At 69.7% G+C, this 19,142-nt stretch carries 23 protein-coding genes and 1 pseudogene; 7 read left to right on the forward strand and 17 right to left on the reverse strand.

What is annotated here, in order from left to right:
• Positions 1-26: 26 nt before the first annotated feature.
• Genes M3Q35_RS22580 through M3Q35_RS22600 form a run of 5 tightly spaced genes read right to left on the reverse strand, consistent with a single transcriptional unit; the run spans position 27 to position 3,904 of the window.
• The gene (locus M3Q35_RS22580) at positions 27-521 is read right to left on the reverse strand and encodes a hypothetical protein (protein WP_273943980.1); all 495 of its coding nucleotides are present in this window, start codon (positions 519-521) and stop codon (positions 27-29) included.
• Positions 518-1,837: a DUF58 domain-containing protein gene (locus M3Q35_RS22585; protein ID WP_273943981.1), complete on the reverse strand. Its 1,320-nt coding sequence runs from the start codon at positions 1,835-1,837 to the stop codon at positions 518-520. Before M3Q35_RS22585 ends, M3Q35_RS22580 begins: the two co-directional genes overlap by 4 nt.
• A complete protein-coding gene (locus tag M3Q35_RS22590) occupies positions 1,834-2,781 on the reverse strand; it encodes an AAA family ATPase (RefSeq protein ID WP_273943982.1) in 948 nt (315 codons plus the stop codon). The genes M3Q35_RS22585 and M3Q35_RS22590 overlap by 4 nt, the downstream gene beginning before the upstream one ends.
• Positions 2,778-3,239, reverse strand: coding sequence for a hypothetical protein (locus M3Q35_RS22595; RefSeq protein WP_273943983.1), 462 nt, complete (start codon positions 3,237-3,239; stop codon positions 2,778-2,780). Before M3Q35_RS22595 ends, M3Q35_RS22590 begins: the two co-directional genes overlap by 4 nt.
• The gene (locus tag M3Q35_RS22600; protein WP_273943984.1) at positions 3,236-3,904 is read right to left on the reverse strand and encodes a DUF4129 domain-containing protein; all 669 of its coding nucleotides are present in this window, start codon (positions 3,902-3,904) and stop codon (positions 3,236-3,238) included. The genes M3Q35_RS22595 and M3Q35_RS22600 overlap by 4 nt, the downstream gene beginning before the upstream one ends.
• Positions 3,905-3,938: 34 nt before the next feature.
• Between M3Q35_RS22600 and M3Q35_RS22605 the strand changes: the two genes are divergently transcribed.
• Together M3Q35_RS22605 and M3Q35_RS22610 are read left to right on the forward strand one after the other, a co-directional pair.
• On the forward strand, positions 3,939-4,304 hold the full coding sequence (locus M3Q35_RS22605) for a DUF2203 domain-containing protein (RefSeq protein ID WP_273943985.1): 366 nt from the start codon (positions 3,939-3,941) through the stop codon (positions 4,302-4,304).
• Between the two features lie 25 nt (positions 4,305-4,329).
• Positions 4,330-4,881: a TetR/AcrR family transcriptional regulator gene (locus tag M3Q35_RS22610; protein ID WP_273943987.1), complete on the forward strand. Its 552-nt coding sequence runs from the start codon at positions 4,330-4,332 to the stop codon at positions 4,879-4,881.
• Between the two features lie 323 nt (positions 4,882-5,204).
• Here M3Q35_RS22610 and M3Q35_RS22615 read toward each other — a convergent pair.
• From M3Q35_RS22615 to M3Q35_RS22625, 3 genes and pseudogenes are all read right to left on the reverse strand, one after another.
• Positions 5,205-5,417, reverse strand: a pseudogene (locus M3Q35_RS22615) (ArsR/SmtB family transcription factor); the annotation flags it as partial.
• Entirely contained in the window at positions 5,407-5,802 is a 396-nt protein-coding gene (locus M3Q35_RS22620; RefSeq protein ID WP_273943988.1) for an SRPBCC domain-containing protein, read from the reverse strand. The pseudogene M3Q35_RS22615 and the gene M3Q35_RS22620, both read right to left, overlap by 11 nt.
• Before the next feature lie 79 nt (positions 5,803-5,881).
• Positions 5,882-7,033: an FAD-dependent oxidoreductase gene (locus M3Q35_RS22625; protein ID WP_273943989.1), complete on the reverse strand. Its 1,152-nt coding sequence runs from the start codon at positions 7,031-7,033 to the stop codon at positions 5,882-5,884.
• Between the two features lie 109 nt (positions 7,034-7,142).
• Between M3Q35_RS22625 and M3Q35_RS22630 the strand changes: the two genes are divergently transcribed.
• Positions 7,143-7,724: a TetR/AcrR family transcriptional regulator gene (locus M3Q35_RS22630; protein WP_273943990.1), complete on the forward strand. Its 582-nt coding sequence runs from the start codon at positions 7,143-7,145 to the stop codon at positions 7,722-7,724.
• A 184-nt stretch (positions 7,725-7,908) separates the two neighbouring features.
• Here M3Q35_RS22630 and M3Q35_RS22635 read toward each other — a convergent pair whose 3' ends face one another.
• On the reverse strand, positions 7,909-9,462 hold the full coding sequence (locus tag M3Q35_RS22635; protein ID WP_273943991.1) for an esterase-like activity of phytase family protein: 1,554 nt from the start codon (positions 9,460-9,462) through the stop codon (positions 7,909-7,911).
• A gap of 101 nt (positions 9,463-9,563) precedes the next feature.
• Here M3Q35_RS22635 and M3Q35_RS22640 point away from each other — a divergent pair, with 101 nt between their 5' ends.
• On the forward strand, positions 9,564-9,980 hold the full coding sequence (locus M3Q35_RS22640; protein WP_273943993.1) for a nitroreductase family deazaflavin-dependent oxidoreductase: 417 nt from the start codon (positions 9,564-9,566) through the stop codon (positions 9,978-9,980).
• On the forward strand, positions 9,977-10,384 hold the full coding sequence (locus M3Q35_RS22645; RefSeq protein WP_273943994.1) for a VOC family protein: 408 nt from the start codon (positions 9,977-9,979) through the stop codon (positions 10,382-10,384). The genes M3Q35_RS22640 and M3Q35_RS22645 overlap by 4 nt, the downstream gene beginning before the upstream one ends.
• Here the strand turns inward: M3Q35_RS22645 and M3Q35_RS22650 are convergent.
• Together M3Q35_RS22650 and M3Q35_RS22655 are read right to left on the reverse strand one after the other, a co-directional pair.
• On the reverse strand, positions 10,350-11,135 hold the full coding sequence (locus M3Q35_RS22650) for a PIG-L family deacetylase (RefSeq protein WP_273943995.1): 786 nt from the start codon (positions 11,133-11,135) through the stop codon (positions 10,350-10,352). The two genes, M3Q35_RS22645 and M3Q35_RS22650, sit on opposite strands and share 35 nt — an antisense overlap.
• Before the next feature lie 9 nt (positions 11,136-11,144).
• Positions 11,145-12,056: a proteasome assembly chaperone family protein gene (locus M3Q35_RS22655; protein WP_273943997.1), complete on the reverse strand. Its 912-nt coding sequence runs from the start codon at positions 12,054-12,056 to the stop codon at positions 11,145-11,147.
• Between the two features lie 91 nt (positions 12,057-12,147).
• On the opposite strand from M3Q35_RS22655, the gene M3Q35_RS22660 reads away from it, so the two are divergent.
• Both M3Q35_RS22660 and M3Q35_RS22665 read left to right on the forward strand, forming a co-directional pair.
• Positions 12,148-12,762 (forward strand): PadR family transcriptional regulator, encoded by a 615-nt coding sequence (locus M3Q35_RS22660; protein ID WP_273943998.1) that lies wholly within the window; start codon positions 12,148-12,150, stop codon positions 12,760-12,762.
• A 32-nt stretch (positions 12,763-12,794) separates the two neighbouring features.
• Positions 12,795-14,327, forward strand: a complete 1,533-nt coding sequence (locus M3Q35_RS22665; RefSeq protein ID WP_273944425.1) for an MFS transporter — start codon at positions 12,795-12,797, stop codon at positions 14,325-14,327.
• On the opposite strand, the gene M3Q35_RS22670 is transcribed toward M3Q35_RS22665, so the two are convergent.
• The 6 genes from M3Q35_RS22670 to M3Q35_RS22695 all read right to left on the reverse strand — a co-directional run bounded on the left by M3Q35_RS22670 (position 14,305) and on the right by M3Q35_RS22695 (position 19,139).
• Entirely contained in the window at positions 14,305-14,559 is a 255-nt protein-coding gene (locus M3Q35_RS22670) for a hypothetical protein (protein ID WP_273944000.1), read from the reverse strand. The two genes, M3Q35_RS22665 and M3Q35_RS22670, sit on opposite strands and share 23 nt — an antisense overlap.
• 2 nt (positions 14,560-14,561) lie before the next feature.
• A complete protein-coding gene (locus M3Q35_RS22675) occupies positions 14,562-14,810 on the reverse strand; it encodes a DUF6247 family protein (protein WP_420704768.1) in 249 nt (82 codons plus the stop codon).
• Positions 14,811-15,021: 211 nt separating this feature from the next.
• On the reverse strand, positions 15,022-16,008 hold the full coding sequence (locus tag M3Q35_RS22680) for a zinc-dependent alcohol dehydrogenase family protein (protein WP_273944001.1): 987 nt from the start codon (positions 16,006-16,008) through the stop codon (positions 15,022-15,024).
• Positions 16,005-16,832, reverse strand: coding sequence for a carbohydrate ABC transporter permease (locus tag M3Q35_RS22685; protein ID WP_273944003.1), 828 nt, complete (start codon positions 16,830-16,832; stop codon positions 16,005-16,007). Before M3Q35_RS22685 ends, M3Q35_RS22680 begins: the two co-directional genes overlap by 4 nt.
• Positions 16,829-17,776: a carbohydrate ABC transporter permease gene (locus M3Q35_RS22690; protein ID WP_273944006.1), complete on the reverse strand. Its 948-nt coding sequence runs from the start codon at positions 17,774-17,776 to the stop codon at positions 16,829-16,831. Before M3Q35_RS22690 ends, M3Q35_RS22685 begins: the two co-directional genes overlap by 4 nt.
• A 1-nt stretch (position 17,777) precedes the next feature.
• Entirely contained in the window at positions 17,778-19,139 is a 1,362-nt protein-coding gene (locus tag M3Q35_RS22695; RefSeq protein WP_273944007.1) for an ABC transporter substrate-binding protein, read from the reverse strand.
• Between the last annotated feature and the right edge of the window lie 3 nt (positions 19,140-19,142).

The raw sequence follows: 19,142 nt of genomic DNA on the forward strand, positions 1-19,142 counted from the left end.
GAAATTAGTGTGACCGGCAGCACCTGTCAACGGCGCGGCAGGGCCACCAGTGCGATGCCGGCGGCCGCGAGCAGGCCCGCCACCTCGACAATTGGGTCGATCCGACCCGCCGGCACTACCAATACGACGGCCACCAGGGCCAGCACCGAGACCTGGATCAGCAGATATCGGCGCAGCGGCCGTCGGAACGCCGACAGATGCAGCCGCGCGCCGACCGGCAGCACGCCGGCGATACCGGCCAACACATGACCCATATGCAGCAACGGAATCAGCAGCACGGCCTCGACGCTGAGCGTGCTGCCGTCCATGAACCCGGTGGCCACCGCGGCCCCGCCGATCAGCACGGTCATGCCCGGCGAGGCCGGCATCGCCACCGCGACGACGAGGATCACGCTGAACACGATCAGCAGCGAGGAGCCGAGTCCTTGCAGCTCAAGCACTCCCAGCACGGCCACGCCGACGACGGCGATCGCCGCCCGCAGCCACCACGCCGACAGACCCGGTCTGAGTTCCATGGTCATCGGCGCGTCCGGCGCAGCAGGTCGGCGATCGAGGCCCCGTCCGCCCACGAGGTCACGGCGACTCCGTGGTCCCTCAGTGCGGACAGCCGCGCGCTGTGCTCCAACCGCAGCAACCGCCGCACGGCCTCGCCCCAGCGATCGGTCCGGTCGGCGATCAGCTGCTGCGGCATCACATCCACGGCGAGCACCCGGTTGCCGCGCCTCGCCGCATGCACGGCCAACTGCACGATCGCGTCGTCCAGGAACGGCGACAGCACCACGACCACGGCCCCGTGCGGCACCTGGTGCTCGTTGAGCACCGGCGACGCCGACCAGCCTGCCGCCGCCGCGCACACCACGATCTGGTTGCGCAGCCGGAGAAGCTGCCGCCGGCCGACCCCGGGCTTCAGGCCCAGCTGCGGGCGGCCGAGATCGACCAGCCCGACCCGGTCGCCCAGCCGCAGATAGCTGGCGGCCAGCGAGACCGCGGCCCGCACGGACGTGTCCAGGCTGCCGCCGGGCCGAACCGTCGCGCCGACCAGAGAGGTCGACCAGTCGGCCAGCTCCGGCACCACATCGGTGCGAGTGTCCAGCGCCAGCACGATGTCCGCGTCGGCGGTCGCGTGTCGTTCGCGTACGTACAACTCGCCGTTGTTGCTGCGCAAGGAAACCCGCCAGTCGATGCCGCGCAGCCGGTCCCCCGGCTGGAACGGCCGGATGTCGCGCAGCTCGACGCCGTCGCCCGGACGCCGGGAACGGTGCGCGCCGACCAGGCCGGCCGGTCGCGGCGGCAGCGGGCCGACCGGCAGCTTGTCCAAGGGCGGCAACACGGTCCGGCTCATGTCGCTGCCGACCATGGGACCGTGCACGACCATCCCGTCCTGACCGGCCAGCAGGTGATCAACTCGTACGTCAACGCCCTCGCCCCACGCCGACCGGCGCAGCGGGGCCGACACGCGGCGGACCGTCGCCGGCAGCAGATGCACGCGACCGGGGCCGTCAACTCCCTTGGTGGGCAAGCGAATGGCCAGCAGCTCGGCGTTCTCCCCCGGCTCGATGTCCACGACAACCGATGGCGTGTCGGCGGTTTCGGCCGTGCGCGGCGGCGGCGTGACCTTGACCGTGGGCTCGCCGGCCGGCGCGGCCAGCCGGGCCAGCACGCCCGAGATCAGCAGCGGCGCGCCGATCAACACCAGCTCGACCTGGTGGAGGATCACGCCGACGATGATCAGGCCGGCGCCCAGCAGCACGGCCCGGCGCAGGGTCTCGGTGCCGTGCCAGGTCTCGTTGCGGCCGCCGAGCAGGGCCGACCGGATCCGCTCCGCCCGGTTGCTCATCGCGTGCTCGCCGGCCCCGGGACCTTGCCCAGCAGCTCCGTCACCACCTGCACGCCGGTCAGCCCCGAGGTCCACGTCTCCGGCCGCAGCACCAGCCGGTGGGCCAGCGCGGCGACCGCGCATTCCTTGACGTCCTCGGGAAGCACGTGATCGCGTCCGTCCACAACGGACAGTGCGCGAGCCACGAGGGTCAGCGCCAGCGAGCCGCGCGGCGAGGCGCCGACCTCGACCGCCGGGTGCGCCCGGGTGGCCGCGACGAGATCGACGCAGTAGCGCAGGATGTCCTCGTCGACGTCGACCTTTTCCACCTCTGCCTGGAGTTCCGCCAGCCCGGCGGCGTCGACCACCGGCGCGACCTCGGTCTCCTCACGCTGCCGGGCCAGCCGGCGGCGCAGCACCTCGATCTCCTCGTCGGCCGGCGGATAGCCCACGTCCAGCCGCAGCAGGAACCGGTCCAGCTGCGCCTCCGGCAGCGGGTAGGTGCCTTCGTACTCAACGGGATTCGCGGTCGCCAGCACGTGGAACGGCCGGGGCAGGGGAAAAGTGCGGCCCTCGACGGTGACCTGCTTCTCCTGCATGGCTTCCAGCAGCGCCGACTGCGTCTTCGGCGGCGTGCGGTTGATCTCGTCGGCCAGCAGCAGGCCGGCGAACACCGGGCCGTGGCGGAAGGTGAAGTCGCGCGTTGCCGGGTCGTAGAGGAAAGACCCGGTGACGTCGGCCGGCAGCATGTCCGGCGTGCACTGGAGGCGGCGGAACTCCAGGCCCAGCGCCTGGGCCAGGCTGCGGGCCAGCAGCGTCTTGCCCAGCCCCGGCACGTCCTCCAGCAGCACGTGGCCGCCGGCCAGGACCGCCGCCAGCGCGAGCCGCAGCGTGCGGCGGCCGCCGACGACGACTTCGCCGACGGCCTCGAGCACCGATTCGCTCGCGGCGGCCACAGAACTCACAGTTCCTCCAGGCGGGTCAGCAGTTCCGCGAACCGAACCGGGTTCGGCAGGGTCGCGGCGGGATCGGTGAGCAGCCGGTGCAGGTCGTTGCCGAGCAGCTCACGGGCGCGCGGGTCGGCCAGGTCGACGTCCTCATAGCCGGGGTGGCGGCGGATTCGGCCCAGGGCAAGGGTTCGCAGCCGCGGACGGACGCGGTTGGCGAAGCGGTGCTGGTCGCTCTCCGCGTCGGCAAGACGGGCGCCGAGCGAGCTCGCATGGGTGGCGATCGGGGCGGATCCGCCGGCCGGCAGCGGCTGCCAGCTCGGGTCGACCGGCGGCAGCAGGCGCGTGCCGAGGAAGGCCAGCGCCGCGACGACCACCGTGATCAGCAGCGCCCAGGGCATCAGCGGCACGCCGATGATCACGTACTGGACGATGAGCGCGAGCGCGGCGGTCACGCCGGTGACAAGCCAGGTCAACGGGCTGCCTCCAGGTCGGCGATGATCCGGTCGAGCGCATCACCGGCGGCGTCGGCGTCGGCGTCGGTCAGCACGCCCGCACACCCGAACCGGGCCCGGCCGTAGAGCCGGCGGAGCCGGTCCAGCGCCTCGGGGCTGACGTCGTGGCCGGCCAGCACCGAGCCGACGAACTCGGTCGGCGTCTCGTGCGGCTGGCGCTCCGTACCGGTCTCGGTGGCCGCTTCCTCCAAGCTCAGCCAGGCCGCGACCACGCGGTCCGACGGCGGCCCGCCCTCGCGTCGGCGCAGCTGGGCGAGCGCCCGCCGGCCGGCCACGACCATTGGACCGATGTCGCCGACGCCGCCCTCGGCGTACTTCTCGTTGCCGCGCGGCGCGACCAGCGAACGCACCCGGTGGTGGCGGCGGATCATGGAAAGCAGCGTGATCACCGCGGCCACGGCCAGCACCAGGCCGACGATGCCCAGCAGGAGGACCGCGTACGTGAGCGGGCTGACCCCCTGAATGGGTTGTTGGGGCTGGGTCGGCTGGGGTGGCGGCGGCGTGGTCTCGCCGAGCATGCCCAGATGCAGGGGTTGCAGCGTGATCGACGTCGCGCCGCGGGCCGCGACCACTGCGAGGAGCAGCAGCGCCGCCAACGCCAGCATCCGGGGCGCGACACGCGACATGCTCGCAGAATGCACCATCTGCCAGGCTTGCCGCATGGGATTGTTCACAGTCGATCAGGCTCGGGCCGAGTTGGCGCACCTCATGCCCGTCCTGGACGAGTTGGTCGCGCTGCGGGCCGACGCCGCCGAGCTGGCGTCGTCGCTGTCGCCCGGCGGGCGGCCGACCGCGCTGGGCGGCATGCCGGAGTGGAAGGCCGCGCAGGCCCGGCTGGACGAGCTGATGACGCTCGTGCAGGAGACCGGGGCCGAGCTGAAGGGTTTCGCCCCGTTGCTCATCGACTTCCCGGCCGACCTGGACGGGGTGCCGGTGCTGCTGTGCTGGCTGGAGGGCGACCAGGAGCTGGGCTGGTACCACCGCGACGACCTGGGCTTCGCCGGCCGCCGCCGGCTTGGCAATTGAACGTTCACTCAATTAGGCTGGCGGCATGGCGACCCGCGACCCCGAGGCCAAGCGGCAGGCGCTGCTCGACGCCGCGCTGACCGAGTTCGCCGCGCACGGCATCAGCGGCGCGCGGATGGACCAGGTGGCCAAGCGGGCCGGGTGCAGCGCCGGGCTCGCGTACACGTACTTCAAGGGCAAGGACGAGCTGTTCGACGCCGTGTACGAGCAGATCGTGCGGCTCACGGTCAGCGAGGTGCCGATCGACGCCGACGACCTGCCCGGCTACGCCGTGCGGCTCTACGACGCGCACCTGGCCAATCCCGAGGTCGGCCGGCTGATCAGCTGGTACCGGCTCGAACGCGGCGCGGCCGCGCTGGCCACTCCCCTGGCCGTCGAGTCCACCCAGGCCAAGGCCGACGCCATCCGCGCCGCCCAGGCCGCCGGCACCGTGTCGTCACGGTTCGACGCCTCGGCGTTGCTGTCCCTCGTGCTCCACACCGCCGCGTTGTGGACCACCAACGAGCCGTTGGCCCTCGACCACGACCGCATCCGCGCCACCATCGCCGAGGCCGTGCGCCTGCTCGTCACACCGTGAAACCCGATTGTGTTGGGGCTGACCGGTTTGTGAGCGGCAGTTCCCACCACCTTCGTCCGAAGTGGACGATGTAGCTGCGGCGCGTCCCACTCCTCGAAGACGTCCATCGCGGGGTCGATGGGCCGCCAGGCCGGGTCGACCGGCTCATCGACTCGCGGCGGCCAGCCGTCTTCGACGTCGAACACCAGGTGGCCGCAGCAGGGGCAGGGCCGGCGGGTGTCAGCCACCGGGGCCTCGGCCGCCCGCTTGAGGACGGCCAGGCGGCGGTCCCAGACCGAGGCGAGGCCGGCCAGGTAGCGGGAAGTGCCCTCGAGCGGGGCGGATTCGACCTGGTAGAGGACCTGACGGCCGTCGCGGCGGGAGCTGACCAGGTCGGCCTGCTCCAGGACGAGCAGGTGTTTCATCACGGCCTGCCGGGACACCGGCAGGCGCGCGCCGAGCGTGGTCGCGCTGGCCTGCCCGAGCTCGGCCAGCACGTCCAGCAGCTGGCGGCGGGTCGGGTCGGCCAGCGCGACGAGCACGTCGTCAACGCTCACATTCGGCCTTCGCCACGGCCAACTGCATGCCCCACCCCTTGATGTTGCCCTCCCGGTGCTCGGCGGACACAAAGCCGCTCTCGACGACCCGCAGCGTGGTCACGCCGTCGGTCTCCGACAGCCAGAACTCGACCAGCGTGGTCGCCCGCTCGTTGCCGTCGTCCAGCCAACGGTACGACAAGTAGCTGTGCGGCTCGGCCTTTTCCGTGCGGATCCGGAACGTCCCGTACCGGGGGTCGACCACCACGTCAACGTCGTCGCCCTCGCGGCTGCGGGTCTGCGCCCCGCGATCGCCGTCGCCGATCCACCAACCGCCCTGGCTGACCAGCTCCCACACCCGTTCGACCGGTGCGTTGATGGCGATTTCGCGCTCGATGTCGTCCACGTTCGCTCTCCTCCTCATGTGCTACCCCCAGGTTGCACCTCATGGCGAGAAAGTGCAACCCATGGGTTTCACCTGAGACTCAGACCACCGGATTCAGCATCCGGTCGTTGAAGAGCTTGCGCACGTCGTTGACGTCCACATCGGGCCCCTGGTCCATCAGCGCGGCGATCTCGACATCGGCACGGGCGGCGGCGACGGAGCGGGGCATCATGACGGCCTCATAGGCCCGAACGGCCTGGTCGAGGTCGTCATGGGCGACGATGGCGGCGGCCAGCTCGGAGCCGTCGAGCAGGGCGAGATTGGCGCCGATGCCGTGCGGCGGCAGCAGGTGGGCGGCGTCGCCGAGCAGGGTCGCGCCGGGCACATGAGTCCACGAGTGCGCGGGCAGCCGGTGGATGGGGCGGTTGATGAAACCGCCGTCGCTGCGGCGGACGAGGTCGAGCAGGCCATCGTGCCACCCGTCAAACCGGTTCAACAGGTGTGCGCGGACAGCGTCCGTGTCGGTCATGTCGACGCCGGCGATGGCCGGCCACTCGAGCGGGATGTCCTCCAGGATGGCGTAGACCACGACGTGTCCACCGCTGTTGCGCTGGGTGCAGATCATCGCGCCGCCGGCACCGGCCATCATGCTGCCGAGGCCGATCAACTCGGCCAACTCCGGGTGCCGGGTGTCGATGTCGTCGAGATGGGTCTCGACCATGCACTCGCCGGTGTACACCGGCAGGACGTCGGACACGGCCGGCCGCACGCGCGACCAGGCGCCGTCGGCACCGACCACGAGGTCGAAGACTTCCGTTGTGCCGTCGCCGAAAGCCACGCGGGCTTCACCGTCCACAGTGGTCACGTCAACCAGCGGCCGTCCCCAGTGGACGGTCTCGGGCGCGAGGGAGTCGAGCAGCAGCTCGCGAAGCTGGCCGCGGTCGATCTCGGGGGCGTAGTACTCGTCGTCGGCTTCCTCGTGGTTGAGGATCGCCGCGGTGAGCGGATCCAGCATGCGCATCTCTTGCGCCTCAGGCCGGGCCACCGCGCGGAACTCGTCGTACAGGCCGATGGCGCGCAGCGCGGCCTGGCCGGTGGGGGCGTGCAGGTCGAGCATGCCGCCCTGCCAACGGGCGGTCTCGGACGCCTCCCGCTCGTACACGGTCACGGGAACGCCGTGAATTTGCAGGCCACGGGCACAGGCCAGGCCGGCGACGCCGGCGCCGATCACGGCGATGCGGGGAGTGTTCATGGGAGGGCTCCTTCGAGGTCGGGGTTCTCCTCCAGAAAAGCACACCCGATAAGAAAGTGCAACGACTCAACTTTTTGAGCGTTACACCTTTGTCCGGTAGGCTGCGGGCATGGACGAACCCGTCGGGCGGCGCGAGCGCAAGAAGGCCCAGACCCGCAAGGCGCTGGCCGACGCCGCGCTGGCCCTGTTCGTCGCGCACGGCTACGACAACGTGGGCGTCAAGCACGTGGCCGACGCGGCCGACGTCTCGGTGACCACGCTGTTCAAGTACTTCCCCAGCAAGGAGGCCCTGGTCTTCGACCAGGACGAGGACATCGAGGCGGCGCTGGTGGCCGCCGTGGGCGACCGCGGCGGCCGGTCCATCCCGCAGGCCCTGCGCGAGCACCTGACCGAGCGGGCCGCCGAGAAGCCCGAGCACGTCCAGGGCATGGCCGACTTCCGACGTCTGGTCGAGCAGACCCCGGCCCTGCGCGAGTACGTCAGCCGGATGTGGCTGCGCCACGAAACCGCCCTGGCGCAAGCGATTGCCGCCGAGACCGGCGCCCCCGACGACGACATCCGCTGCGCCGCGCTGGCCCGGTTCGCGTTGGAAGCCGTGCAGCTGGCCCACCGCTACCCGGACGAGGGCCAGGCCCTCGAACCCGTCTTCGACCTGCTGGAACGCGGCTGGACGGCGACCAGCGCCGACTGATCACCGCGCGCCGCTGGCCGATGTCGATCGCCCCGCCCCACGTGAGTGGCTCATTTGCGCCCCCAGCCCACCTGAGTGGCCCACTTGGCTCCCCCAGCCCCACGTGAGTGGCTCACTTGGCTCCAGGCACCAACTGAGCCACTCACGTGGGGTCAAAACGCCAAGTGAGCCACTCAGGTGGGGGCTAGCGAACGACGATCGTGACGGTGACGGTCTTCACCTCGGCCGGCAGCTTCTGGGTGTCGACGGCCAGGAACTCGCCGTCGTCCTGGACGCCGGACGGCGTGATCTTCGCGTGCAGCTGGAACGGCGGGGCGGTGGTGGTCACGCCGTCGATGCCGAAGTCGCTGTCGTTGCTGACCACGATGGTGCGGCCGTGGTCCGGTGTGGCAACGCCCTCGATCTTGTCGTGGCCGAAGAAGCCGCCGGTCGGGTCGAGCCCGGTGACCAGGCCGCCGAGGTCGACGTACAGCGACTTGGCCACCGGCGTGATGCCGACCTTGGCCAGGTCGGCCGTGGCGGTCTTGGTGTCGTCGGTGCCGACATAGGCGTCGATGGTCGCGTTGCTCGGGCCGACCAGCAGCCCGCCCTTGGCCGCGTCGTAGCCGACGGCCTTCGGGCCAACGTCGGTCGCGCCGGTGAGATCGATCTTGAACAGCTTCTTGTACGCGTTCGGCTCGACCTTGCCGTCCCGCTCGTCGACCAGGAACGTGGTGGCGGACAACGCGGTGATCTCGCTGACCGCGCCGCTGTTCGTCTTGGGGTCGTCCAGCAGGTACAGGTACTCGTGGGTGGCGTGCGTGCGCAGGTCGTAGGTGACGATGCGCAACGTGGTGACATTGCTCGGCTTCTTGGTCAGATCCGGCTGCTGGAGCGCGGACTGCATGATGCCGACCAGGGTTCGGCCGTCCGGCGTGACGGCCAGGCCCTCCATGCCCTTGTTCGGCACGCGGTTGGCCAGCTCGGCCGGCAGCGAGCCGTCGAACGGCGAAAGCCGTTGCAGCGCACGGCCGTTGCGGTCGAAGTGGGTGATGAACGGGCCGTACTCGTCGGACACCCAGAAGGTGCCGTCGGGCAGTGCGACCAGGCCTTCCGAGTCGTAGCCGTACTGGTCGGCCGGCAGGGGGTTGCCGTTCAGGTCGACGATCTTCTCACCGGTGTTGGCGGCCGTGTTGACCCGACCCGAGTAGGGCGTGCCGTCCTTGGCGCGCAACGGGATCGTCCGTTCCAGCACGGCTTTCCCGTTGACAAGGCGGAACTTGCCGATCGCCGGGTCGAAGGACGGCAGCGGCTCGACCTTCTGCCCGTTCGGGCCGTCCACGTTCGGACCGCGGTCGGTGACGCCGTAGTACTCGTCGCAGCTGCCTGGGACCAGGGCCAGCGACGAGCCGTAGCCGCCGCCGGTGATCGGCACGCCGCCGATCACGCCTAACGGCGCGACGTGCGTGGTGTACAGCCGCACTGCGTCGGTTTCGTTGTAGGTGAAGGAATCCGTGCCGGTGAAGCCGGCGGCCGGGGTGTAGCGCAGCGTGCCGTCCTGGTTACGCGTGACAGTGCCGTGGGACGGTGCGGTGTGCGACACGATGGTCTGTCTGGCGTTCACGGTCACCGGCTGGCCGCGGTGTGTGCGGTAGCCGGGGTCGGGGCTGGCGTCCGCGACACCCGTGGCCAGCAGGCCCGAAGCAATCAGGCACAGCGCGACTGCGCCGGCGGTGGCTTTGATCCGGTTGCGATTCACCGCAGGAGTGTCGTCACGTGAGGTGGACGCCACTCGACCGGCGGGCGACGCGCCGGTGAACAAACTCGGCCGATGCGGCGGTCACGCGGTAGACAACAGGAATGTCGGAACAGCAGGAGTTCAACCGGTCGGTGATCGAGGAGTTCCGGGCCAACGCGGGCCGGGTCGGCGGCCGGCTCGAGGGCGTCGACCTCGTGCTCGTCACCCACACCGGCGCGCGGACCGGCCGCGCGCTGACCACGCCGCTCGGTCACGTCGTCGACGGCGACGACCTGGTGATCGTCGCCGCCAACCGGGGCAGCGCCACCCATCCGTCCTGGTACCACAACGTGGTCGCCAACCCCGATGTCACCGTCGAGGTCGGATCCACCACATATCCGGCAAAAGCCGTCGTCGCCACCGGGGACGAGCGGGCCCGGCTGTGGGAGAAGGTCGCCGCGCTGAAGCCGTTCCTGCTCGACTTCCAGAAGCAGGCCGGTCCCCGCGCCATCCCTCTCGTCGTGCTCCGCCGCGCGTGATCGGCCGTCTGCACCACGTCGAGCTCTGGGTCCCCGACCTCGCCCGTGCCATCCGCAGTTGGGGCTGGCTGCTGGGCGAGCTCGGCTACCAGCAGTTCCAGGACTGGCCCGCCGGCCGCAGCTGGCGACTCGGCGAGACCTACCTCGTCGTCGAGCAGTCCCCCGCCCTGACCGCTCCCGACCACGATCGCCGGCGGCCTGGCTTGAACCACTTGGCCTTCCATGCCGGCAGCCGCGTCGACGAACTCGCCGCCGCCGCGCCGAAGCACGGTTGGACCCTGTTGTTCCCCGATCGCCACCCGTACGCCGGCGGCCCCGACCACTACGCCGCCTACCTGGCCGACGAGGACGGTTTCGAGGTGGAGCTGGTCAGTCCAGGCCGGCCAGCAGATCCGTCTCGGTGATGCCCGGGCCGTGGCCCTCGCGGATGAACCACTCGGTGCCGAAGGCCGCGGCGAAGTGTTTCTCCGGCATGGACAGGAACCAGGACTCCTCGGGGATCTGGCTCACGTGCGCGCGCATGGCCTCCCGTTTGGCGTCGGTGTAGGCGCTGACGTCGACGCGGGCGGTGAGCTCGGCGGCGGGCTTGCCGAACTCGGCGCCCTCGAAGTCGGGGATCTCGGCGCCGGTCTCCTCGGCGTAGCGGCGCCACCGCTCGTACGCCTCGTCGCGGTTGGAGGTGTGCTGGTAGACCCGAGGCGTACCGGCGATTTCGGCGGCGCGCCGGCCGACGCGGTGCACCTGGATGTGGTCGGGATGCCCGTAGCCGCCGTTGTCGTCGTCGAAGGTGATGACGTCGGCCTGCTCCTCGACGAGGATCGCCGCCAGCTTCTGGGCGGCCTCCTCGATGGAAGCGTTCCAGAAGGCGCCGGGGGCGGAGTTCTGCTCCCAGCCCATCATCCCGGAGTCGTGGTAGCCGAGGAACTCCAGCCGCTTCACGCCGAGAATGTCGGCGGCGGCACGGGTTTCGGCGGCGCGGCGCTGCACCAGAGTCTCACCCTCGGCCAGCAGGCCCTCGGGGATCTCGCCGAGCTCACCGCCGGTCGCGACGACGAGCACCACCCGGTGCCCCTCGTCGGCGGCCTTGCGCATCACGCCGCCCACGGTGATCGACTCGTCGTCGGGGTGGGCCTGGAAGGTCACGAAGGTGGCCATCTCGATCTCTCAGTCGTTGGGGCTCTGCTGCTCGGCCAGGAACTGCTCGAACTGGTCGCCCAGCTCGTCGGCGGTCGGCATCTGCTCGAGCACGTCGCTGAGCAGGCTCGGCTTGCCGGCGGCCTCGGCGAAGGTGTCGTACTGCCGCTCCAGCGCACGAACGACGTCCGACACCTCGGCCGACTCGCTGACCTGGCGGTCGATCTCGATGGCGGCACGGCGGGCCGACTCACGCAGCGAGTCGTCCGGCAGGGCCAGCCCGGTCGCCTTGACGACGGCGTCCAGCAGCGTGACGGCGGCGGTCGGGTAGGCGGTCTGTGCCAGGTAGTGCGGCACGTGCGCGGCGAAGCCGACGGCGTCGCGGCTGGCCTCGCCGAGACGGAACTCCAGCAGGGCGGCGATGCTGGCCGGCACCTGGAGCGTGTTGGGCATCTGGTGGTGGTCGCCGATCAGCTCGGGCCGCGTGCCGTGCCCGGTCACGCCGAGGGCTCGCGTGTGCGGGGCGCCCATCGGGATGCCGTGGAAGCTGGCGACCAGCCGCACGCCCCAGCGGTCCATCAGCGCCTTGACGGCCGCGATGAACAGCTCCCACTCGTGGTCCGGCTCGGGGCCGGACAGGATCAGGAACGGCGTGCCGGCGGTGTCGTGCAGCAGCTGCACCTCCAGCTTGGGAGCGTCGTAGCTCTCCCAGCGGTCGGTGCTGTACGTCATGATCGGCCGCCGCGACCGGTAGTCGATCAGGCGGTCGACGTCGAAGGTCGCGATCACCCGGTGCTCGAACCGCTCCAACAGGTGCTCGACGACCAGCTTGCCGGCGCTGCCCGCGTCCACGAAGCCGTCGAAGCTCACCAGGAGCACCGATCCGTCCAGGTCGGGCGTGTCCGAGTCGACCTCGACCAGGTCCTCCGGATCCCGTGCCACCGCTACCTCCCACACCAGCCGTACAGAGCTCTTCATTCTGCAACGCGTCAGCCGTTCGGATTCATCCCGGCCGGTCAGCTATAGTCAACGCTTGAACAATCAAAGCCAGGTCACCCGAGAGGACGATGTGAAGCTCACCCCGCTGGCCATGGCGGTGCTGGAGCTCCTGCTGGAGCAGCCCATGCACCCGTACGAGATGGCCCAGGTGATGCGCGCCCGCCACGTCGAGGCCCGGGCCAACGTGAAGCCCGGCTCGCTCTACCACGCCGTCGAACGGCTGGAGACGCACGGATTCATCGAGGTCGTGGACACGCAGCGGGAAGGCCGCCGGCCGGAGCGGACCGTGTACGGGGTGACCGAGGCCGGGCGGGACGCGTTCATCGCGCGGGCCAAGGCGATGGTCGGCAGCATCGCGCCGGAGTACCCGGAGTTCGCCGTCGGCCTGTCCGCGCTCAACGAGCTCGACCGCGAGGACGCGTTGGCCGAGCTGCGCACCCGCGCGCTGAAACTCCAGGCCGAGGCGGCCGCCGAACAGGTCATCGTGGACAGCCTGATCGCCAAGCCGCTGCCGGCCCTGTACTGGCTGGACCTCCGGTTCACCGCCGCCCGGCGGGAGTTCGAGCTGGCCTGGACCAACCAGCTGATCGAGGACATCATCACCGGCCGGGTCGACTGGGTGCCGGCCGAATGCGAGGACGAGGCGTGAGCGAGCTGCGACCGGTCAACCCGTGGGGCGCGATGGCCGCGCTCTGCACCGGCTTCTTCATGATCCTGCTGGACGCGACCATCGTGTCCATCGCCATCCCGGCCATGCTGCGCGGCTTGAACGCCAGCCTGAACGCCGTGGTCTGGGTGACGAGCATCTACCTGCTCACCTATGCCGTGCCGATGCTGTTCACCAGCCGGCTCGGCGACCGGTTCGGACCCAAACGGGTCTTCATGGCCGGGCTCGTGCTGTTCACCGCCGCGTCCTTGTGGTGCGGGTTGGCCGGTGACGTCGGCACGCTGATCACCGCTCGTGGCGTGCAGGGTCTCGGCGCCGCCCTGATGACGCCGCAGACGTTGGCGTTCATCAGCTTCCTGTTCCCGCCGGCCCGGCGCGGGGCCGCCATGGGCGTGTGGGGCGGCATTGCCGGGTTGGCCACCGTGGCCGGGCCGCTGCTCGGCGGTGTGCTGGTGGACAACTTCGGCTGGCAGTGGATCTTCTACGTCAACGTGCCGATCGGCGCGATCGCCGTCGCCATGACCGTGCTGCTGGTCCCCGACTGGCGGCCCAATGCCGCCCACTCGTTCGACGTGCCCGGCATCCTGTTGTCCGGCCTGGGTTTGCTGCTCGTCGTGTTCGGGTTGCAGAACGGCCAGCAGTACAACTGGGGCGAGGTCTGGGGCGGCGTCACCGTCTTCGAGATCATCGCCGCCGGCGTGCTGCTACTGGTGGTCTTCGGCTTCTGGCAGCGCTTCAACCGCCGTGAACCCCTGCTGCCCCTTCGGGTCTTCGGCAACCGCAACTTCTCCGGCGGCACGCTGGCGTCGGTGACGGTCGGTTTCACCATGACCGGCATGTTCTTCCCGATCGTGATCTACCTCCAGACCGTGCTCGGCCTCACTCCCCTGCACGCCGGTCTGCTCACCGCCCCCATGTCCCTGTTGTCCGGCGTCGTCGCCCCGTTCTCCGGCCGGTTGTCCGACAAGGTCAGCGCCAAGTACCTGCTCGTGTTCGGCCTCGTCACCCTGGCCGGCGGCCTCGCGTGGATCTCCTTGCAGGTGACGCCTTCGACCCCGCCGCTGGCCCTCATCCCCGCGCTTCTGTTGTGCGGCTTGGGTATCGGCTTCATCTTCTCGCCCATGAGCACCATCACGATGGGTTCCGTGCCGCGCGAGCTCACCGGTTCCGCTTCCGGTATCTACAACACCGCCCGCCAGGTCGGCGGCGTGCTCGGCTCCGCCGCCGTCGGCGTGTTGCTCCAGGCCCGTATCACCGCTTCGCTGGCCGCTTCCACCGCCGGCCTGTCTCCACAGATCCAGGCCGGGCTGTCCAGCGCCGCCAACGTCGAGGGTGGCGCACCGCCCGACCTCGCCGGTGTGCCGGATTCCGTACGTCAGCAGGTCACCGACGCCATCCACAGTGGACTCACCACCGCCGCCAGCCAGACCCTGTGGCTCCCTGCGACTTTCCTGCTCCTCGGCGCCGTGGCCGCCTTCGCCATGAACACCAGCCGCCGCGAGCATCGGGCTCCGGAACCAACCGTCAGCCCCACCACTGGACCATGATCACGCGCACCTCGCGGTCACGCTCAATAATCAGGTAAACGACCTGACCGGCCGCGCCCGGGCCGAAATACCAACGCCGCATCGCGCCGGTCGGGTTGTTGCCGTTTTGCGGTGTACCACGCCAAGGGGTCAGCTCAAGAACAGCAAAGACTTCAGCGAGCGCCAAGCCCGCCTCGCGCGGGAGCGCGTCGATCTGTTCCTGGGCCTCGGGATCGATATCGAGGCTGTACATATCTAGCTGTCGAACCTCGCCCGGATCCTGGCCAGCATCTCTTCGCCCGAGATGCTGCCCTCCGGCGCCTTCCCGGTGGCGAGAATCTGCTCGGCCTTGGCCATCAGACGGTAGTGGCTACCCGGGTCCTTGAGCTCGGCATAGGCAATATGCCGCCACTTGAGGAGCATCTCCTCGATATCGGTCAAGCTGTGAGTGCGCTTCGCCTGCTCAATCACGAAGTCCCACTCGCGGTCGAACTCATAGCACATCTGGTTCGACAGGCAGGCACGGATCGCGCCCGGCTCCGCGGGGGCGGAACCGGGTCCGGCTCTGGCTCGTAGGACATGGGCAGTGCCATGCCAATCACGGTAGCAGCCAGGGCCCTGACCACAAGTGGGTACACGCCGTAACCAAAAATCTCACCGAGGGTGACCGGTGTGCGCTCGATCGAGGGGATCAAGCGCACACCGGTCGGGACCGTTACGGCAGGACCTGGATCTTGCGGCCCTTGCCGGCCTTGAACTGCTCAAGGGCGGCGGCGTAGTCGTCGAGGGGCAGCCGGTCGCTGATGAAGATCTCCGGGTCCAGGACACCGCCGGCGAAGAGGTCGGCGGCACGTTCGTAGCTGTGCAGCACGGCCATCGAACCGGTGATGGTGATCTCCTGGTTGTAGATCTTGTACGGGTCGATCTCAACCCTGGCGGCGTAGTCGGCCACGCCGAACTGGAGGAAAGTGCCGCCCTTGGCCACGCGGGAAAGGCCGTCCTGGATGGCCCGGGCGTTGCCGGTGGCGTCGATGACGACGTCCCAACCGCCACGGTCGAGCTCATCGGCGCTGGTGGCAACCCCGGTGCAGCCGAGCTGACGGGCGGTGGCCAGACGCTCCTCGTTGAGGTCGACGACCTCGATGGAGGCGGCGCCGGTGAGCTTGCCGAGCTCCAACATCATCAGGCCCATGGTGCCGGAGCCGTAGATGAGCACGGACTGCGCCAGCTGGGAACGAAGAACGTCGTAACCCCGGACGGCGCAGGACAACGGCTCGATCAGGGCGGCGTCCTCGGTCCGTACGTGATCGGGCAGCTTGACGCAGTTGGCCACGGGGGCGACGGCGTACTCGGCGGCCCCGCCGGCGGTGGAGACGCCGATGCCGCCCCACCGCTCGCACAGGTTGTTGCGGCCCGACCGGCAGTACCGGCACTCGAAGCAGTACAGCGACGGATCGACGGCAACCCGGTCCCCGACAACGACTTCGGTGACGTCCGCGCCCACCTCGGCGACCACGCCGGCGAACTCGTGGCCGGGGATCACGGGCAGCGTCGGCGCGAACTCGCCCTGCAGGATGTGCAGGTCGGTGCCGCACAGCCCACAGGCCGACACGTCCACCACGACCTGCCGGCGCAGCGGCGTCGGATCGTCCACAGTGGTCACTTCCACCTGGCCGACCCCGCTGATCACGGCTGCCTTCACTTCACTGCTCCCAACGACAGGCCCTGGACCAGCTTGTCCTGGGCGGCGAAACCCGCGGCCAGCACCGGCAGTGAGATCACCGTCGCGGCCGCGCACACCTTGGCCAGGAACAACCCCTGGCTGGTGACGAAACTGGTGAGGAACACGGGCGCGGTCCCGGCGACCACGCCGGTCAGCACCCGGGCGAACAACAGCTCGTTCCAACTGAAGATGAAGCAGATCAACGAGGTCGCGGCGATGCCGGGCATGGCGACCGGCGCGACCACCCGGCGCAGCGTGGTGACCAGCCCGGCGCCGTCCAGCGCGGCGGCCTCCAGCATCTCGGTCGGCACCTCGGCCAGGAACGACCGCATCAGCCACACCGCGATCGGCAGGTTCATCGACGTGTACAGGATGGTCAGGAACGAGATGTTGTCCAGCAGCCCGGAGAACTGGGCGAACAGGTAGATCGGCAGCGTGCCGGCCACCACCGGCAGCATCTTGGTGGACAGGAAGAAGAACAGCACGTCCGACCATTTGCGCACGGGCTTGATCGACAGCGCGTACGCGGCGGGAATGGCCAACAGCAGCACGATGACCGTCGACCCGATGCTGGCGCTGGCCGAGTTGATCAGCGGCGGCCACGGGCTGGCCCCGCTGCCGGCGCCGAAGAACTCCTCGTAGCCGCTCAGGGTCAGCGGCGCCAGCAGGGACGGCGGATTGGTCGCGGCGTCGGACTCGCTGTGGAAGGACGTCAGCACCATCCACAACACCGGCAGCGCGAACAGGATCCCGGCCAGCCAGGCGAAAAGTCCCCACGGCCGCCACATCTTGCGGGACGTCATGACTTCACCTCGTTGCGCAGCAAGGACGACACCACGCGCAGGGCGAAGGTGGCGATGACGATGGAGGCGATCACCACGATCACGCCGGCCGCCGACGCCTGCCCGTAGTCGTGGGCCTGGAAGAAGGTCTGGTAGATGGTGTACGGCAGGTTGGCCGTGCCGAGGCCGCCGGAGGTGATGGTGAACACCGCGTCGAAGTTCTGCACGATGTAGATCGATCCCAGCAGCCCGCCCAGCTCCAGGTACTGCCGCAGGTGCGGCAGCGTCAGGTAGCGGAAGACCTGCCACGGCGTGGCCCCGTCCATCCGTGCCGCCTCGACGGCGTCGGACGGCCGGCTTTGCAGCCCCGCCAACAGGATCAGCATCATGAACGGCGTCCACTGCCACACCAGCGCCGCCTCGACGGCGATCTTGGGCATGGTCGAGATCCAGTCCGGCTGCGGCGGCGTGACACCGCCGAACAGCCCCCAGATCCACGACAGGGCGCCGTTGAGCAGCCCGTACTCGGGGTTGTAGAGCACGTGCTTCCACAGCAGCGCGGCGGCCACCGGCACCACCAGGAACGGCGCGATCAGCATCGTCCGCACGAACCCGCGGCCGCGGAACTTCTGGTCCAGCAACAAGGCCAGGCCGAGTCCCAGCAGCAGGCTGACGATGACGACCGACACCGTCAGGATCACCGTGGTCACCACCGACGAGCGCAGCCCGCTGTCGGTGGCGACCGCGATGTAGTTGCCCAGACCGGCGAACCCGCGGTTGCTCGGATCCAGCGCGTTCCAGCGCAGGAAGGAGATGAGCAGGGTCGCGACGAACGGCAGCTGGGTGATGATGATCGTGAACACCAGGGCGGGCAGCAGCGGCGCCCGGCGGGCCCACTCGGCGGCCCGCCTCGGCCCACGGTTCACCACGGGGACCAGCGGTCGGTCCAGGGTCTGGGTGGCCATGTCACTTGCCCTGGTACTTGGTGGCGACCTGTTCGGCCAGCGCCTGCGACGCGGTCAGGGCGGCGTCCACCGTGGTCGATCCGGCGATGGCCGAGCTGATCTGCTGCGACACCTTGGTGCCGAGATCGGTGAACTCGGGGATGTCGACGAACTGGATGCCAAGCGTCGGCCGCGGCTGCACGCCCGGGTTCTTCGGGTCGGCGGTGCTGATCGCGTTCTTGGTCTGCTCGGCGAACGCGCCGGCCGTCTTGACGTAGTCCGGGTTCTCGTACGTCGAGGCCCGCTTGCCGGCCGGCACCCGCGACCAGCCCAGCTGCTTGCCGACCAGGTTCTCGTAATCCTTGCTGGAGGCCCAGGAGATGAACTTCCAGGCGTTGTCCTGGTTCTTGGACGCCTTCTGCACGCCCCAGGCCCAGGTGTAGAGCCAGCCGGAGGACTTGGTCTTCATCACCGGCGCCGGCACGTAGCCGAGCTTGCCGGCGACCGGGGAGTCCTTGGCCTCCAGCGAACCCGCGGCCGAGGTGGCGTCGTACCACATGGCCACCTTGCCCTGCTCCAGGTTGTTCAGGCACTCGGAGAAGCCGGCCTGCGGCGCGCCGGACTCACCGTGCGCCTTGACCAGGTCCACGTAGAACTGGGTGGCCTGCTTGAATTCCGGGCTGGTCAGCTGGGCCTGCCAGTCCTTGGTGAACCAGGTGCCGCCGAAGGTGTTGACCACGGTGTCGAGCGGGGCCATCACCTCGCCCCAGCCCGGCTGCCCGCGCAGGCAGATGCCCTTCATGCCGGCCTGCGCCCCGTCCACCTGCGCGGCCAGGTCGGCGACCTGCTGCCACGTCGGGTTCGGCGGCATGGTCAGACCCTTGGCCTGGAAGACATCCTTGCGGTACATGAGGAACGAGGACTCGCCGTAGAACGGCTCGCCGTAGACCTTGCCGTCGTCGGCGGTCAGCGAGACCCGCATCGGCTCCAGGATGTCGTTCTGGTCGAACGCGGTGTCCTTGGCGATGTGGTCGTCCAGCGGCGCGAGCCAGCCGTTCTTGGCGTAGAACGGGATCTCGTAGTTGCTGATGGTGGCCACGTCGTACTGGCCGGCCTGGCTGGAGAAGTCCTGGCTGATCTTGTCACGGACGTCGTTCTCCGGCAGCACGGTGAAGTTGACCGTGATACCGGTCTGCTTGGTGAAGTTGTCGGCCGTGAGCTTCTGCAGGTCGACCATCTGCGGGTTGTTCACCATCAGCACGTTGATCGAGTTGCCGCCGCTCGCACCGCCACCGCCCGCGCCGCTGCACGCGGTCATGGCCGCGGCCACCAGCACCGCACCCATCGCCGCAACGCCGGCACGGCGTGCTCCGATTCGCGCCATTCC

The sequence above is a fragment of the Kutzneria chonburiensis genome, from assembly GCF_028622115.1.
Taxonomy (GTDB): domain Bacteria; phylum Actinomycetota; class Actinomycetes; order Mycobacteriales; family Pseudonocardiaceae; genus Kutzneria; species Kutzneria chonburiensis.

What these genes read in the sequence shown, in the direction of transcription:
- M3Q35_RS22640 (WP_273943993.1), top strand. Translation starts at nt 9,564, where the DNA reads ATGTCGGAACAGCAGGAGTTCAACCGGTCGGTGATCGAGGAGTTCCGG.
- M3Q35_RS22695 (WP_273944007.1), bottom strand. Translation starts at nt 19,139, where the DNA reads ATGGCGCGAATCGGAGCACGCCGTGCCGGCGTTGCGGCGATGGGTGCG.
- M3Q35_RS22610 (WP_273943987.1), top strand. Translation starts at nt 4,330, where the DNA reads ATGGCGACCCGCGACCCCGAGGCCAAGCGGCAGGCGCTGCTCGACGCC.
- M3Q35_RS22630 (WP_273943990.1), top strand. Translation starts at nt 7,143, where the DNA reads ATGGACGAACCCGTCGGGCGGCGCGAGCGCAAGAAGGCCCAGACCCGC.
- M3Q35_RS22580 (WP_273943980.1), bottom strand. Translation starts at nt 521, where the DNA reads ATGACCATGGAACTCAGACCGGGTCTGTCGGCGTGGTGGCTGCGGGCG.
- M3Q35_RS22600 (WP_273943984.1), bottom strand. Translation starts at nt 3,904, where the DNA reads ATGTCGCGTGTCGCGCCCCGGATGCTGGCGTTGGCGGCGCTGCTGCTC.
- M3Q35_RS22650 (WP_273943995.1), bottom strand. Translation starts at nt 11,135, where the DNA reads ATGGCCACCTTCGTGACCTTCCAGGCCCACCCCGACGACGAGTCGATC.
- M3Q35_RS22685 (WP_273944003.1), bottom strand. Translation starts at nt 16,832, where the DNA reads ATGACGTCCCGCAAGATGTGGCGGCCGTGGGGACTTTTCGCCTGGCTG.
- M3Q35_RS22585 (WP_273943981.1), bottom strand. Translation starts at nt 1,837, where the DNA reads ATGAGCAACCGGGCGGAGCGGATCCGGTCGGCCCTGCTCGGCGGCCGC.
- M3Q35_RS22665 (WP_273944425.1), top strand. Translation starts at nt 12,795, where the DNA reads ATGGCCGCGCTCTGCACCGGCTTCTTCATGATCCTGCTGGACGCGACC.
- M3Q35_RS22625 (WP_273943989.1), bottom strand. Translation starts at nt 7,033, where the DNA reads ATGAACACTCCCCGCATCGCCGTGATCGGCGCCGGCGTCGCCGGCCTG.
- M3Q35_RS22670 (WP_273944000.1), bottom strand. Translation starts at nt 14,559, where the DNA reads ATGTACAGCCTCGATATCGATCCCGAGGCCCAGGAACAGATCGACGCG.
- M3Q35_RS22690 (WP_273944006.1), bottom strand. Translation starts at nt 17,776, where the DNA reads ATGGCCACCCAGACCCTGGACCGACCGCTGGTCCCCGTGGTGAACCGT.
- M3Q35_RS22605 (WP_273943985.1), top strand. Translation starts at nt 3,939, where the DNA reads ATGGGATTGTTCACAGTCGATCAGGCTCGGGCCGAGTTGGCGCACCTC.
- M3Q35_RS22675 (WP_420704768.1), bottom strand. Translation starts at nt 14,810, where the DNA reads ATGTGCTATGAGTTCGACCGCGAGTGGGACTTCGTGATTGAGCAGGCG.